This is a genomic window from Glaciecola punicea (genome assembly GCF_001756615.1).
Classification (GTDB): Bacteria; Pseudomonadota; Gammaproteobacteria; order Enterobacterales; family Alteromonadaceae; genus Glaciecola; species Glaciecola punicea.
In genome coordinates this window covers 96,759-109,792 of sequence record NZ_LZXY01000002.1, presented here as the reverse complement: position 1 = coordinate 109,792, position 13,034 = coordinate 96,759, and the positions used below count along the sequence as shown (strand labels likewise).

The window sequence follows — 13,034 nt, the reverse complement described above, 5'->3', positions numbered from 1 at the left end:
TTAGTTCTAGGTATAATACCACCATACGAAAGGTAGTTATGCAATCAGTTAAGCAATTTAGCAGCCAAATAAATGTGCAAGTTTAGAAAAGTGTACTTGCAAATATTGACGAATAATTTACCTTTATCGCTATCTTATATAGCCATCATATTTCTTCATCTATTTTTTAAGGATCGACATGGGCATTAGTATTTGGCAAGCCTTAATTGTGCTAGCCGTCGTAATTTTACTGTTTGGAACCTCTAGGCTTAAAAATGTAGGCTCTGATTTGGGTTCAGCCTTAAAAGGCTTCAAAAAAGCGGTAAAAGACGATGACAAAGATGACGCAAGCGAAAGCACGAAAGAAGATGCAGACTTTGAATCCTTAGCTAAACCCGCCGTAAAAACCGACGAGTCTGCCACAGGTAAAACCTCGCAGCCAAAGTCGCAGAAGCCAGTCGATAAAGAATAAATTATGTTTGACATTGGCTTCTGGGAAATGCTGGTTATTGGCGTAATGGCCTTAGTAGTCTTAGGGCCTGAGCGGCTGCCTGGGGCAATCCGCTCATTAATATCCGGTATTCGCAGTGTAAAAGAGCTTGCCAATGGGTTTAAACAAGAAGTTGCTAGCCATCTTGACGCCCACGAACTGCATACCAATTTGAAAAAAGCGGAAAGCTTGGGCATGGAAAGCTTGGGTAAAGATCTGCAAAAGTCCGTTAATGAACTTAAACAAGCGGCTGCATCGGTGCGTAAGCCTTATAAAAATAAGACGATGCAGTCAAGTCAGCAGTTAACTCAGTCCCAAAGGGGCAATAAAGAACAAGATACTGTTAGTCAACAAGACGCAGATGCTCATCAAGACACTGATGCACCGCATGTTACTGCCAATCAAAATTCATCCGTAGAACCTAGTGTTGTAGATAGTAAATCTAACAATACGAACGATGCCAGCCTAATCGATACAAATGATAGTAGTATTACCCCTAATGCCCCTAGTAAAGCATCTAAGGCATCAGAAAATTTAGTCACCAAGCCACTCGACAAAACCGATGAGTGAATCTAGCGGCTTAATTGGTCACCTAATAGAACTAAGATCACGGGTACTTAAAGCGCTCATGGCGGTTTTCGTCGTTTTTTTGTGTTTGGTTTATTTTGCACAAGACTTATATCGCTATGTAGCAATGCCTCTAGTGGCGAGTCTGCCAGAGGGCGCAAGCATGATTGCTACCGATGTAGCATCGCCATTTTTAGCCCCATTCAAACTCACCTTAGTGCTCTCGTTTTTTGTCGCAATTCCATTTGTTCTTTATCAAATATGGGCCTTCATAGCGCCTGGTCTATACAAGCGTGAAAAAAAGCTAGTGGCACCTTTACTCGCCAGTAGTACCATACTATTCTACTTGGGGATGGCATTTGCCTACTTCGTAGTATTCCCGTTGGCCTTCATGTTTTTTAACAGTGTGGCGCCTGAAGGGGTTTTAGTAAGCACTGATATTTCTAGTTATCTTAACTTTGTATTAAAACTGTTTTTCGCCTTTGGCTTGGCTTTTGAAATTCCCATTGCGGTTATTTTAATGTGTTGGACGGGTGTGACCACGGCTGAGCAACTTGCAAAAAAGCGGCCTTACGTGATTGTGGGCGCATTTTTTGTTGGCATGTTACTTACACCCCCTGATATTATTTCGCAAACGCTTCTGGCTGTTCCCATGTGGATTCTGTTTGAAATTGGGGTCGTTATAGGCGGTTTATATTCGGGTAAACGAGGCGACCCTGACGAGAAAAGCGACGCCCCTGACACAGATGAAAATAGAAATACAGATGAAGGTTCATCTGACGATGTACCTAATGATACACAAAAAAAGAATGACCAGAACTCGTAATAGGATGTAAATATGACAGTAAACAACACCCCTAGATTGATGTATTTTTGGGCTAGTGCCATACTGCTTAGCCTCGGGTTTTCGGGCCCTGCGCTAAGTGCTCAATCGGACCAAGACAGCGCCTGTCACTTGATCCAAGACAATATGCAGCGCTTAGGCTGCTTTGATCGGCTGTTTGCAGAACAAAACAATGAACAAACGCCTGAAAATATACAAGGAGATCCAACGCCCCGAGCACAAAGTGTTATCGAAAATGCAAAGAGAGAAACCGACGATATCGACAAACGCGCACAGGCATTAATGAACCCATCAGGTAAAGCTGACGTGCGGTTCTCAAAAGAAACATCAAGGGTGCCCGCGACTACGAATAGACAAGTCATTGCCAACACTGCCCATGACAGCTTTGGTTCACAAGCCCTAAAGACTAATACACAAGACGCGGTAAACGAAATTCAAAGCACCGTAAGCGCCATAAACGAAAATGCACTAGGGGTTGCAAGCCTTATTCTGAGTAACGGCCAAGTATGGCGCCATACCGATCAGAGCCGTCTTACAATAAGGCAAGGCGATATTGTTACTATTGAGAAAGGTGTTTTGGGCGCATTCTACCTGTCTGAGGTAGATAGTAATCGCCGAATACGTGTGAGGCGAACGCAATAAAATGAGTTGGATTGACGCTGGCGTAAACTTGACCGATGCAAGATTTGCGCTAGCAGAGGTGTTGCTTCGTAGTGCGAAAGCAGACGTTAATCACTTGCTAGTTATCTCATCTTCCATTGAAGAATCTGAGCAAGCGTTAGCATTATGTAAACAGCATAAATTGGGTGTTAGTAGCGCAAATATTTTTGAAAGTGCGCTTGATAAACAATTAATAAATAACATAAAACTCGCCTGTACCGCAGGTATTCACCCGCATTACGCCGATCAGGCAACAATGCAATCTTGGACTAAGCTAAATGCCCTAATTACCGATAAACATATATCAGCAATAGGCGAGTGCGGTTTAGATTTCAATCGTAATTTTTCAAGTAAATCTAAGCAGCTATATGCATTTGAACAGCAGTTAAACATTGCGGTTAACAACAACATGGGCGTGTACTTGCACGAAAGAGACGCCTTTGATGAACAAATGACATTGCTTGAGCAGTATGCTCCTTCGCTTAAATTCATGGTTGTCCACTGTTTTACAGGAAGTGCGCAGCAGCTAAAAGATTATCTGTCTTTGGGCTGCTATGTGGGAATTACCGGCTGGTTGTGTGATGCCAAACGAGGTATGGCACTGCGAGAAGCAGTCTTAGAGTTGCCGCTTTCACGTTTATTGCTAGAAACAGATGCCCCTTATTTGTTTCCCAAAACGCTTAAACCACGAAAGTCGAAAAACGAACCTTGTTATTTGCCTCATATTGCGCAAGCTTTATCGCTAATTATTAACCAAGATATATCGCTGATAGAGAAACACGCATTTGAAAATGCACAGGCTTTGTTTTTTAGTTAACATTCGCATAATCCATTTACAATGATAATGAATAAGTTTGGGACAATGACCAAAACAACGACTTTTTTTTCGTCAGTGCCGGTTTAGCAAGTAAGTGCTTAGCAAACGCGAGTGAATCTAAAACCTTGGTAATAAAAGCGGATAAAAATCTGTATTTAGCCAAACACAAAGGACGAAATACAGTGGTATCTTAGGTATACTATGGTTGAATTCATTGTATTAAGGAAATATTGCATGTCAGGCATGTTACTCACGCGTCCCCGCCGGCTAAGACGTACATCAGCGCTACGAAACTTAGTAGCTGAACACGCACTATCGGTCAATGATTTAATTTACCCCATGTTTGTTATTCCAGGGCAAAAAACAAGGCAAGCAATAGGCTCAATGCCAGATATATCGAGGTTCAGTGTCGATTTACTCATTGATGAGGTGGGTGAATGCCTGGCTTTAGGCATTCAGCATTTTGCCTTATTCCCCGTGGTAGGTGAAGATAAAAAATCCCTGCAGGGCGACGAAGCGTTTAACCCTAGCGGTCTTGCGCAATCTGCTGTAAGCGCCTTAAAGGAAAAGTATGGTGATACCATTTGCGTGATCACCGATGTAGCACTAGACCCTTATACCACTCACGGGCAAGACGGCATAATAGACGATAGTGGCTACGTGTTAAACGATGAGACCATTCACGTACTGGTGGAGCAAGCACTGTCACACGCTCGTGCAGGCGCCGATATAGTGGCGCCATCTGATATGATGGATGGCAGAATTGGTGCTATTAGAGAAGCTTTAGAAGCTGAAGGCTTTGTAAATACCTGTATTATGGCCTACTCTGCTAAGTATGCCTCTAGCTACTATGGACCTTTCAGAGACGCGGTAGGCTCCGCTGGCAATATTAAAGGTGGCGATAAAAAAAGCTACCAAATGGACCCGGCTAATAGCGATGAGGCAATACTAGAAATCACCCTAGATATTAATGAAGGTGCTGACATGGTCATGATAAAACCAGGCATGCCTTATTTAGATTTAGTTAGGCGTTGCAAAAGTGAATGCAAGGTGCCTACGTTTGCGTACCAGGTAAGTGGCGAGTATGCGATGCACCAAGCGGCGTTTCAAAATGGCTGGCTTGATAAAGATGCGGTTATAATGGAGTCTTTGTTAGCCTTCAAGCGCGCAGGCGCTGACGGCATTTTGACTTATTTTGCAAAAGCTGCCGCGACACTATTGGCGAACAAGTAGCACTGGGCAGTCTTTTCGTTTAAATAGCAAAACGTAAGTTATCGATCAACCTTGTTTTACCGCAAAAGGCAGCGGCTAAAATAACCAAATCTTTGTCTTCGTGGCCTACTTGCATGAGTGTTTGTGCACTACGAAGTTCAATATAATCAGGGTTAAAGCCAGCGTCAGATAAGCGCTGTTTGGCCGCTGCAATAAGCTCGCTGAAATTTCTAGCCCCAACTTTAATGCGATCGCGCAGCGCGCACAGCTCAAGGTACAGCAAGGGGGCTATTGCGCGTTGTTCATGGTCTAAATATCCATTGCGAGAGCTCATTGCTAAGCCGTCTTCGTGGCGCTGTGTGGGTATGCCGTGAATGATTAAATTCATGGACAAGTCGGTGACCATGGCCTTGATAACCTGCAGCTGCTGAAAGTCTTTTTCACCAAAGAATGCGTGATTAGGCTGCACCATGTTAAACAGTTTACAGACTATTGTGGCAACGCCTCTAAAGTGACCGGGACGACTTGCACCACATATCATATACGATAAGCCGGGGACTTCTACAAAGGTCTGTTGCTCTATGCCGCGGCTGTAAATATCGTCGATTTTGGGCATGAACAGCACGTCTACGTCTAGCGCTGCTAAGGCGGCGGTGTCATTTTCTAAGGTTTTGGGGTAGGCGTCTAAATCTTCATCAGGACCAAACTGCAGTGGGTTGACAAATATAGACACCACAACCTTTGATGAGACCTTTTTCGCTTCTTCGACTAATCGTAAATGACCTTTGTGTAAATTGCCCATGGTGGGTACAAAGGCAATCTCTTCTTCACTGGCGCGCCATGCTCTGCGCGTTTCGCGTAAAGCATCTATATCCTGAATCACTCTCATAAACGTTTGTTCTCTTAAACACTGTGTAGCGGTGAGTACGCTTTCAATAACTGAAAAATAAGCGCTTTATGCTAATCAAAGCTGTGCTCTGGGCCCGGAAAAGTCTGGGATTTAACTTCGCTAATATACTGCTTTACACTGCCTGATATACTGCCCGTGGCGTTTAAATAGTTCTTTGAAAACTTGGGCATATAGTTGGCGCTTACCCCCAGCATATCATGCATCACCAGTATTTGCCCGTCGGTGTGTGGCCCTGCACCTATGCCAATTACGGGGATGGTGAGTTTTTCGCTAATCAATTTGGCCAAGCTTGAAGGCACACATTCAAGTACCAGCAGTTGTATGCCGGCTGCTTCTAAAGCTAGTGCTTCGTTAATCAGTTTTTCAGCTTGGTTTTGCTCGCGTCCTTGCACCTTAAAACCGCCTAGCACATGCACCGATTGCGGCGTTAAGCCCAAATGTCCGCACACCGGAACAGAGCGCTCAACAAGGCCTGCAACGGTGTTAAGCAGCCATTCGCCGCCTTCAAGTTTAACCATGCTGGCACCGCTTCGTATTAATGTGGCGGCATTTTTATAGGCTGAATTAGCATCGGGATAGCTCATAAAAGGCATGTCTGCAATTACGAAGGCTTTTTCAGCACCGGCGCGAACACATCTAGTATGATAAGCAATGTCTTTAACGCTGACGGACAAGGTATCTTCTTGACCCTGTAATACCATTCCTAAGGAATCGCCAATAAGAATGACTTCAACATTTTGCTGGTCAAATAACTGGGCGAAACTGGCATCATAGGCGGTCAAGGCGACAATCTTTTCATGTGCTTGCTTCATTTTTAGTAAGCTAGTAACGTTGTGCTTCTTCATACTGCTTTCCCTAAGTTTATAATTTTTGTGTGGATATAATTAAAGACGTCAGGTCTATTTTGCCGGGCAGACGCCTTAAGTGTGCAAACGAGCAGTCTGCCACCCACGAGGCGATTGTTTTACCATTTTGCATGATCATATCAGGCTCTATTTCAAACAAGGGCACCATGACGAACTCTCGCTGCGCCATGCCATAGTGAGGCAAGGTGAGTCGGTCGTTGTCCATGTTAAGGTTATTGAATAAAATAATGTCGAGATCTAACGAGCGTGGTCCCCATCTTTCACCAACGCGTTTACGGCCGTGCTGCTGTTCTATTTCTTGCAGTACGTCTAACAATTCTATGGGCGTTAAACCGGTAGTAATTTTAACCACCGCATTAACATAGTCAGGCTGATTTTGAGGGCCCATAGGCGCACTGGCATACAAATGCGAACAAAGTTGAATACTTATTTGTTCATGTGACTGCATATTCACAAGCGCGGTATTAATTTGCGTTTGTGGATTTTCAATATTACTGCCTAAGCCAATGTAGGCGACATCTGACATCATGGCGCGGCTTTCCTTTTACGGCGTTTGCGAGGGCTGCTATTGGGCAGCTCATTTATCATGCTAATGCGCGCTTTTTCGCTGACTTCTTGAAAACTTGTCCACCACTGCGCGGCCTCGTATAAATCTCCGCCTTCCACATTGCCTCTTAGTAATAAAAAATCATAAGCAGCTCTAAATCTTGGGTGATCTAGCAGCTGCAGGCATCGGCGCCCCTGTCGTTTTTGTAAACGCAGTTGTAAACCCCAAATTTCCCGCACGGGTATACTGAAACGCTTGGGGATCATGATCCGCCGACTTTGCTGAAAGAGTACATCTGCACTGGCTAAGTTTATAGCGTCGTGTAAGGGCATTGCAGCATCAAACATGCGTTCTTGTGCGCGCTCTTCCATGGGATACCATAAAAATGCTGCATATAAAAAGGCAGGGGTTATTCTTTGTTCATTATGAATGCGATTGTCGGTATTTTTGAGCATAAGCAGCACAAATTGATATTCTTTGCTGTTTACGTCGGTTAGCAATGGCGTAAGTAAGGGGAATAGCGGTGTGAGCAGGTTATGCATTAATAAGCATTCAAATGTGACTGCACCGTAGCCGCTGAGCAAAAGCTTACTGACTTCCTCAAATAGCCTCGCCGGTGGAATATTAGTCATCAGATGGGCGTTTTGTTTTATGCTGTTAGACAGTGCAAGCGGCAGCTGCATATGCAGTTTACAGGCAAAGCGAATAGCGCGTATCATTCTTACTGGGTCTTCTCGAAAGCGAAGCTGTGGATCGCCTATCATGACAATTTTTCGTGTCCCGATTGATTCCATTCCGTCAGCAAAGTCTAAAATACTTTCGTCTTCTACGTCGAAATACAGGGCGTTAAAGGTAAAGTCACGTCTTGCTGCGTCTTCTTCAATGCTGCCAAAAATATTATCTCGGGTTAATTGCCCAGTATCACTTTTACTTGATAAAAGCTCGCCAGCCTTGCGCATTGCTTTGCTTGAAACGTCTAGTTTAGATACCTTCGACGGTGGTTTTTTAGCGTCGCTGCGTATGTCATTAGCGCTCACAGACTCAATTATATCAGCGCTGTCATGATGGCCTCTGAAGGTCGCCACCTCTATAATCTCGCGACCATAAGTAATATGAGCAAGTCTAAATCGGCGGCCTATTAAGCGGCAGTTTCTAAAGCACGCTTTTATTTGGTCGGGGGTTGCATTGGTCACTACGTCAAAATCTTTCGGGTCTTTGCCCATTAATTTATCGCGAACACAGCCGCCCACTGCATAAGCTTTGTAGCCATGTCTGATTAATGTTTGAAGCACTTTTAATGTATTGGGTGTTAAGTCTGAATTTCGCATGCTGTGAGCATCGCGTTCGATCACCTCAGGATACAGCTTTTGCACATTGGCCTCTTGATTTGTTTGGGCTTGTTTTCTTTAGTAGCCTATTGTTTATTTTCTTGTCTATTTTTGTCAATACCTAAGCCTCACAAACATTGCCTACATACTTTGTGGAGCTGAGTATACGTCATTTTCAATCGAAATAAGAAGTTCTGATTGTTTTGGCATCAATTTGGGCTGCCAATGTTCAATTGCCCAGTGTAATATTTTTGCAGTAGTCGTTAAATGAGCAATAGCGCCCCTGTCCATTCCTAAATATGCAAGTGCAAGCTTAAGGTTGTCCACCGCTTTTGTGCTGTCAATAGCCGGTGCACCACGCTGTTTCGACAGCTTTACGTTAGCGCGTTTAACCACCATTGGAATATGCATATAGCGAGGCGTAGGCTCTTTTAAGGCTTGATAAAGGGATAGTTGCACCGGCGTTGCTTCGCTTAAATCACCGCCCCTGACAATATGCGTTATTCCCTGTTCAATATCGTCTACCACTACCGCCATATGGTAGCAAAAAATGTCGTCGGCCCGGCGCAATACAGGATCTTCGCGCGCTACACTGGTGTTTATGTGCTGTTGGCCCCAAAATAGGTCACTAAACTCGCTATTATTAGTGGTGTGTATAAAGCGCACCGAATTTCCCATGAAAGGCAGACCAGCGCTTCGACAGTAGCCATCGTAGGACGGCGATCGCAGCTTTATCTGACTGCGGGTACAGGCACATGCGTATAAAGAATTAGCCTTTTCAAGCTTACTCAAATAGGTGTTGTAAATATGCTGGCGCTGACTTTGAAATACTATGTCAAGGTCCCAACGTAATCCGTGGGCTTGCAATGCGCTTAGAATTTTCTCTGTGCTATCTTTTTCGACGCGCGGGGTGTCGATGTCTTCAATACGTACCAGCCACTCACCGTTGCGCTGTTTGGCATGTAAATAGCTAGCAAGTGCGCATAGCAGCGAGCCAAAATGCAGCGGACCGGTTGGAGAAGGCGCAAAACGGCCGCGATAAGGGCGTACCTCATCAGCGTTAGCGTCTAGATCTTGGGTATGATGTGAGCGTATTGCGTTTGTCATTCATTAGCCTGTTTTCTCTATGCTATGATTGATGTTTTACAAGCGCGAGTAAAAGGAGCAAGCATGGGCTTGCTCTCGGTGTGGAACAGACCTTAGCCTTGCAGCTGCTTTTCTTTAATTTCGGCTATGGTTTTGCAGTCAATACACATATCGGCGGTAGGTCTTGCTTCTAAGCGTTTAATGCCGACCTCGATGCCGCATGAGTCACAAAATCCGAAATCGTCTTCTTCAATGCGCTTAAGCGTTTTCTCAATCTTTTTGATTAGCTTTCGTTCACGGTCACGGGTACGCAATTCTAGCGAGAATTCTTCTTCTTGCGCAGCGCGATCTACCGGGTCAGGGAAATTCGCCGCCTCGTCTTGCATGTGATGAACCGTTCTATCGACTTCTTTACGAAGCTGGTCACGCCATGCGGCCAAAATTCTTCTGAAGTGATCAATTTGACCATCATTCATATATTCCTCGCCAGTTTTCTCCTGGTAAGAAGATAATCCAGCAAGGGCTAGTAACCCAATTGATTTAGCATTTTCTGTTGGCATTTGGCCATTCTCCAAAAATTAACCGTTATGAACGCAAGTTTTACTACCTACTTTAACGCGATAATAGCTGCTCCGGTAAGTTACTTTGCAAGGCTAGTTGTACGTTGCATCTTTTTAATCAGACCACTAGCATAAAATTCGAAGCATTAAAATCAAGGACGGTAGAATGGGCATATTTTAAAAAAAAGCAATCTTTATTTACGTAATTATGGGTATTTGATGCGATAAGTGTATATTTGTGGTGCTTAAATCGCAGACATAACACAATATTTCTACTCCATTGGCTTTTGCATGCGCTACTGCCTTGGCATAGTCTGGGTCTAGTTTCTCAGCAATCATAAAATCGCGAATGTTTTCGCGCATCACACAAAACAAGAGTTTTGCCTGATACCCTTGCTGGCTCAATTGGGCTAACTCCTTGCAGTGCTTTTGACCGCGCTTAGTCACAGTATCAGGGAACATACCGGTTGTGCCGGTGGCTAATGTGGCAGATTTAACTTCTAAATAGCAGTCTGGATAGCCGTCTTGTTGCAACAGAAAGTCAAAGCGGCTGTTAAGATATCTCTGTTCTGGAACGATAGTGCCGTAATGGCCTAACGCTGAAATGCGATGCTCTGCTAACGCGCTTTTAACGACTTTGTTTGCATTGTTTGTGTTAACGCAAATTTTATGGCCGGCTGCGTCTGTTGCATATTCCCACGTATACCTGTATTTTCGTTTGGGATTGTTTGATTCACTCAAGTAAACGCGTGAATGAGGATCACAACAGCCGGTCATCGCACCGGTATTTGGGCAGTGAACGGTAATCACTTCGCCGCTAGGTAACACCACGTCAGCTAAAAAGCGTTTGTAACGTTTTACTAAAACCGCCTGCGTTAAAGCTGAACTAAACTGAAACATTTGTTATTCTATGCCCTTATATTCATTTTATTCACTATTGTGGAGCATTAATGTCGTATTTTATAGTAGAACTTAGCGAACAAGTCGCGCCTGCGCCTTATTCATCTTCAAGCCTTGTATCATTCAAAGAAGAGGGTGCGCTTGTGCATTTGCCCGCTAGTCAGCCGTTTCCGGTAAGAGCATTACAAAAAGCAACGCGTAAAATAGCGGCGCTCGGCGTTAGCGATATCAAATTTAAAGGGCCTTGGACATTTGAGCAGCAGCTTACCTTCGTGCAAAGTTTTTGTGGCTCTGATTTTAGCGGTCATTTTGACTGGGCCGATCCAGAGCACAAAGTGGATTTAGAAAACTACCTTAATGCTTTGTTGTTCACGCGTAAAATGGTTAATCAAACGCCTGAAGATATGCCTCCTGAAGCGTTGGCAGATCAGGTTGAGCACTGGCTGAAAGAGGTGTCTAGCACGACGCTTAAAATAAAGCGCTTAACTGGCGAAGAGCTCAAGCAAGCTGGCTGGATGGGTATTTACGAAGTCGGTCGTGGCAGCGTACGTCCACCGGTGTTATTAGAAATTGATTATCATCCAAGCGGCGCAGCAGACGATGTAGCGGTGGCCTTAGTAGGTAAAGGTATAACCTTTGACAGCGGCGGTTATAGTATTAAATCTAGCGAAGGCATGTTGGATATGAAATGCGACATGGGCGGCGCTGCCACGGTTGCGGGTGCCTTAGGTTTAGCGATTATGCAAGGCTTAAACAAGCGCGTAAAATTGTACTTGTGCTGCGCCGAGAATCTCATCAGTGGACACGCTTACAAAGTAGGGGATGTCATCACCTATAAAAATGGCACGCGCGTAGAAATAGTGAATACCGATGCTGAAGGACGCTTAGTGCTTGCCGATGGCCTAATGGCAGCCAGTGAAACAAAAGCAGGTCTTATTATTGACGCAGCCACGTTAACCGGAGCCGCAGTGGCTGCGGTTGGTCGTGAATACAATGCGATGTTTAGTTTGTCTGATGAGGCCAGTGATGCGTTTTTAGCTACCGCCAAGCAAGTCAATGAGCCGCATTGGCGTTTGCCTTTGGAACTATGGCATCAAGAACAATGTCCATCCCCCTTTGCTGATACTGCAAATAGTCGTCCCCAAAAAGGTGGCGGGGCTGGTGGCGCTTCTAACGCGGCAGGGTTTCTATCACGGTTTGTTGATCACCAAAACTGCGCTTGGTTACACTTAGATATTGCCGCGGCATATAGCCGTGATGCCACTGAGTTTATGCCGGCCGGCGGCACTGCTATTGGTATACGCACTATTGCACATACCTTGCTTAAGGCATAATGTGCGTGAAGTGTGTTTCAAGGTTTAAAGACCGCCAAAACCTTGGGCTAAGTCTTGGCATTTAGCTATAAAGCCTTTGTTAAATAGAGGCTTATTTTCGGCGTTTTTCTCGCTTGATAGAAGCAAACTTTGACGTTCAAGACGCAGCACCCGTGTTTCTTGAGCGGATAAGAAGTTGGCGACCTCTTGACTGACATTAATGATATTTGGTTCTCCAGGTACATCAGCAAATCATATAGTAAGAATGTAACGACCGAATACGTAAAAGTCTTAGCGTAAATTGCGAACTATTATGGTGACAAGGCAGCACAATTAATGTTTGAAGTATTATCGGCAGCAACCCTACTTTTTTTGATTATGGATCCACTGGGCAACCTGCCTATTTATATGTCGGTGCTAAAGTCTATTGAACCAAAACGAAGAACGTGGGTGATATTTCGTGAGTTGTGCATTGCTCTTTTCATTCTTTTTGTATTTTTGTTTAGTGGACGCGCCTTACTCACGTTTTTGCAAGTTAAGCAAGAAACGGTCAGCATTGCCGGTGGTATTATCCTTTTTATCATTGCTATTAGAATGATTTTCCCTAAGCCAGGTGGCGTGATGGATTTGCCTGAAGGCGAAGAGCCCTTAATTGTGCCCTTGGCAGTGCCATTGGTAGCAGGGCCTTCTACTATGGCTGCGCTTATTTTATTGGCCAACCAGCAGCCCGACAAAATGCTTCATTGGAGCCTAGCGCTTCTATTAGCATGGGCATTAACCTCGGTCATTTTACTACTGTCGGGACCTTTTCATCGTTTGCTGACCGACAAGGGTTTACGCGCTATAGAACGACTCATGGGAATGATACTAGTGATGATTGCGATACAAATGCTGCTTAACGGCATTTCAGCTTACATCAGGCATTTTGCCGCTTACTAAAAAAGGATTTACGGAC

General features: G+C 44.5%; 14 protein-coding genes and 1 pseudogene. 8 read left to right on the top strand and 7 right to left on the bottom strand.

Annotated features, from left to right (window positions below; translation table 11 throughout):
* The first annotated feature begins 178 nt into the window (after positions 1-178).
* The 6 genes and pseudogenes from tatA to hemB all read left to right on the top strand — a co-directional run bounded on the left by tatA (position 179) and on the right by hemB (position 4,590).
* Positions 179-451, top strand: a complete 273-nt coding sequence (gene tatA, locus BAE46_RS02745; protein WP_006007521.1) for a twin-arginine translocase TatA/TatE family subunit — start codon at positions 179-181, stop codon at positions 449-451.
* Positions 452-454: 3 nt separating this feature from the next.
* Positions 455-751 (top strand): annotated as a pseudogene (gene tatB, locus BAE46_RS14965) (Sec-independent protein translocase protein TatB); the annotation flags it as partial.
* Positions 752-1,031: 280 nt separating this feature from the next.
* The gene (tatC, locus tag BAE46_RS02735) at positions 1,032-1,862 is read left to right on the top strand and encodes a twin-arginine translocase subunit TatC (RefSeq protein WP_006007517.1); all 831 of its coding nucleotides are present in this window, start codon (positions 1,032-1,034) and stop codon (positions 1,860-1,862) included.
* A gap of 12 nt (positions 1,863-1,874) precedes the next feature.
* A complete protein-coding gene (locus BAE46_RS02730; RefSeq protein ID WP_070111693.1) occupies positions 1,875-2,522 on the top strand; it encodes a hypothetical protein in 648 nt (215 codons plus the stop codon).
* A 1-nt stretch (position 2,523) separates the two neighbouring features.
* A complete protein-coding gene (locus tag BAE46_RS02725) occupies positions 2,524-3,357 on the top strand; it encodes a TatD family hydrolase (protein ID WP_070111692.1) in 834 nt (277 codons plus the stop codon).
* Between the two features lie 234 nt (positions 3,358-3,591).
* Entirely contained in the window at positions 3,592-4,590 is a 999-nt protein-coding gene (hemB, locus tag BAE46_RS02720; RefSeq protein WP_070111691.1) for a porphobilinogen synthase, read from the top strand.
* A 19-nt stretch (positions 4,591-4,609) separates the two neighbouring features.
* Here hemB and panC read toward each other — a convergent pair whose 3' ends face one another.
* The 7 genes from panC to sfsA form a co-directional block, all read right to left on the bottom strand.
* Positions 4,610-5,458: a pantoate--beta-alanine ligase gene (panC, locus tag BAE46_RS02715; protein ID WP_070111690.1), complete on the bottom strand. Its 849-nt coding sequence runs from the start codon at positions 5,456-5,458 to the stop codon at positions 4,610-4,612.
* 71 nt (positions 5,459-5,529) lie between these two features.
* A complete protein-coding gene (gene panB / locus BAE46_RS02710) occupies positions 5,530-6,324 on the bottom strand; it encodes a 3-methyl-2-oxobutanoate hydroxymethyltransferase (RefSeq protein WP_070111689.1) in 795 nt (264 codons plus the stop codon).
* Between the two features lie 16 nt (positions 6,325-6,340).
* Positions 6,341-6,874 (bottom strand): 2-amino-4-hydroxy-6-hydroxymethyldihydropteridine diphosphokinase, encoded by a 534-nt coding sequence (gene folK, locus BAE46_RS02705; protein WP_006007506.1) that lies wholly within the window; start codon positions 6,872-6,874, stop codon positions 6,341-6,343.
* The gene (pcnB, locus tag BAE46_RS02700) at positions 6,871-8,265 is read right to left on the bottom strand and encodes a polynucleotide adenylyltransferase PcnB (protein WP_006007504.1); all 1,395 of its coding nucleotides are present in this window, start codon (positions 8,263-8,265) and stop codon (positions 6,871-6,873) included. The genes folK and pcnB overlap by 4 nt, the downstream gene beginning before the upstream one ends.
* A 96-nt stretch (positions 8,266-8,361) precedes the next feature.
* Positions 8,362-9,327, bottom strand: a complete 966-nt coding sequence (gluQRS, locus tag BAE46_RS02695; RefSeq protein WP_083256771.1) for a tRNA glutamyl-Q(34) synthetase GluQRS — start codon at positions 9,325-9,327, stop codon at positions 8,362-8,364.
* A 92-nt stretch (positions 9,328-9,419) separates the two neighbouring features.
* Positions 9,420-9,866: an RNA polymerase-binding protein DksA gene (gene dksA, locus BAE46_RS02690; protein ID WP_040521147.1), complete on the bottom strand. Its 447-nt coding sequence runs from the start codon at positions 9,864-9,866 to the stop codon at positions 9,420-9,422.
* 198 nt (positions 9,867-10,064) lie between these two features.
* Complete coding sequence (sfsA, locus tag BAE46_RS02685; protein WP_070111688.1) at positions 10,065-10,766, bottom strand: DNA/RNA nuclease SfsA; 702 nt, start codon at positions 10,764-10,766, stop codon at positions 10,065-10,067.
* A gap of 50 nt (positions 10,767-10,816) precedes the next feature.
* Here sfsA and pepB point away from each other — a divergent pair, with 50 nt between their 5' ends.
* Complete coding sequence (gene pepB / locus BAE46_RS02680; RefSeq protein ID WP_006007496.1) at positions 10,817-12,100, top strand: aminopeptidase PepB; 1,284 nt, start codon at positions 10,817-10,819, stop codon at positions 12,098-12,100.
* 315 nt (positions 12,101-12,415) lie between these two features.
* Complete coding sequence (locus BAE46_RS02670; protein ID WP_006007493.1) at positions 12,416-13,018, top strand: YhgN family NAAT transporter; 603 nt, start codon at positions 12,416-12,418, stop codon at positions 13,016-13,018.
* Positions 13,019-13,034: the final 16 nt, after the last annotated feature.

Coding starts and splice junctions, on each gene's coding strand:
- hemB (WP_070111691.1), top strand. CDS start 3,592: ATGTCAGGCATGTTACTCACGCGTCCCCGCCGGCTAAGACGTACATCA.
- dksA (WP_040521147.1), bottom strand. CDS start 9,866: ATGCCAACAGAAAATGCTAAATCAATTGGGTTACTAGCCCTTGCTGGA.
- BAE46_RS02670 (WP_006007493.1), top strand. CDS start 12,416: ATGTTTGAAGTATTATCGGCAGCAACCCTACTTTTTTTGATTATGGAT.
- gluQRS (WP_083256771.1), bottom strand. CDS start 9,327: ATGACAAACGCAATACGCTCACATCATACCCAAGATCTAGACGCTAAC.
- pepB (WP_006007496.1), top strand. CDS start 10,817: ATGTCGTATTTTATAGTAGAACTTAGCGAACAAGTCGCGCCTGCGCCT.
- BAE46_RS02725 (WP_070111692.1), top strand. CDS start 2,524: ATGAGTTGGATTGACGCTGGCGTAAACTTGACCGATGCAAGATTTGCG.
- panC (WP_070111690.1), bottom strand. CDS start 5,458: ATGAGAGTGATTCAGGATATAGATGCTTTACGCGAAACGCGCAGAGCA.
- panB (WP_070111689.1), bottom strand. CDS start 6,324: ATGAAGAAGCACAACGTTACTAGCTTACTAAAAATGAAGCAAGCACAT.
- sfsA (WP_070111688.1), bottom strand. CDS start 10,766: ATGTTTCAGTTTAGTTCAGCTTTAACGCAGGCGGTTTTAGTAAAACGT.
- BAE46_RS02730 (WP_070111693.1), top strand. CDS start 1,875: ATGACAGTAAACAACACCCCTAGATTGATGTATTTTTGGGCTAGTGCC.
- tatC (WP_006007517.1), top strand. CDS start 1,032: ATGAGTGAATCTAGCGGCTTAATTGGTCACCTAATAGAACTAAGATCA.
- folK (WP_006007506.1), bottom strand. CDS start 6,874: ATGATGTCAGATGTCGCCTACATTGGCTTAGGCAGTAATATTGAAAAT.
- tatA (WP_006007521.1), top strand. CDS start 179: ATGGGCATTAGTATTTGGCAAGCCTTAATTGTGCTAGCCGTCGTAATT.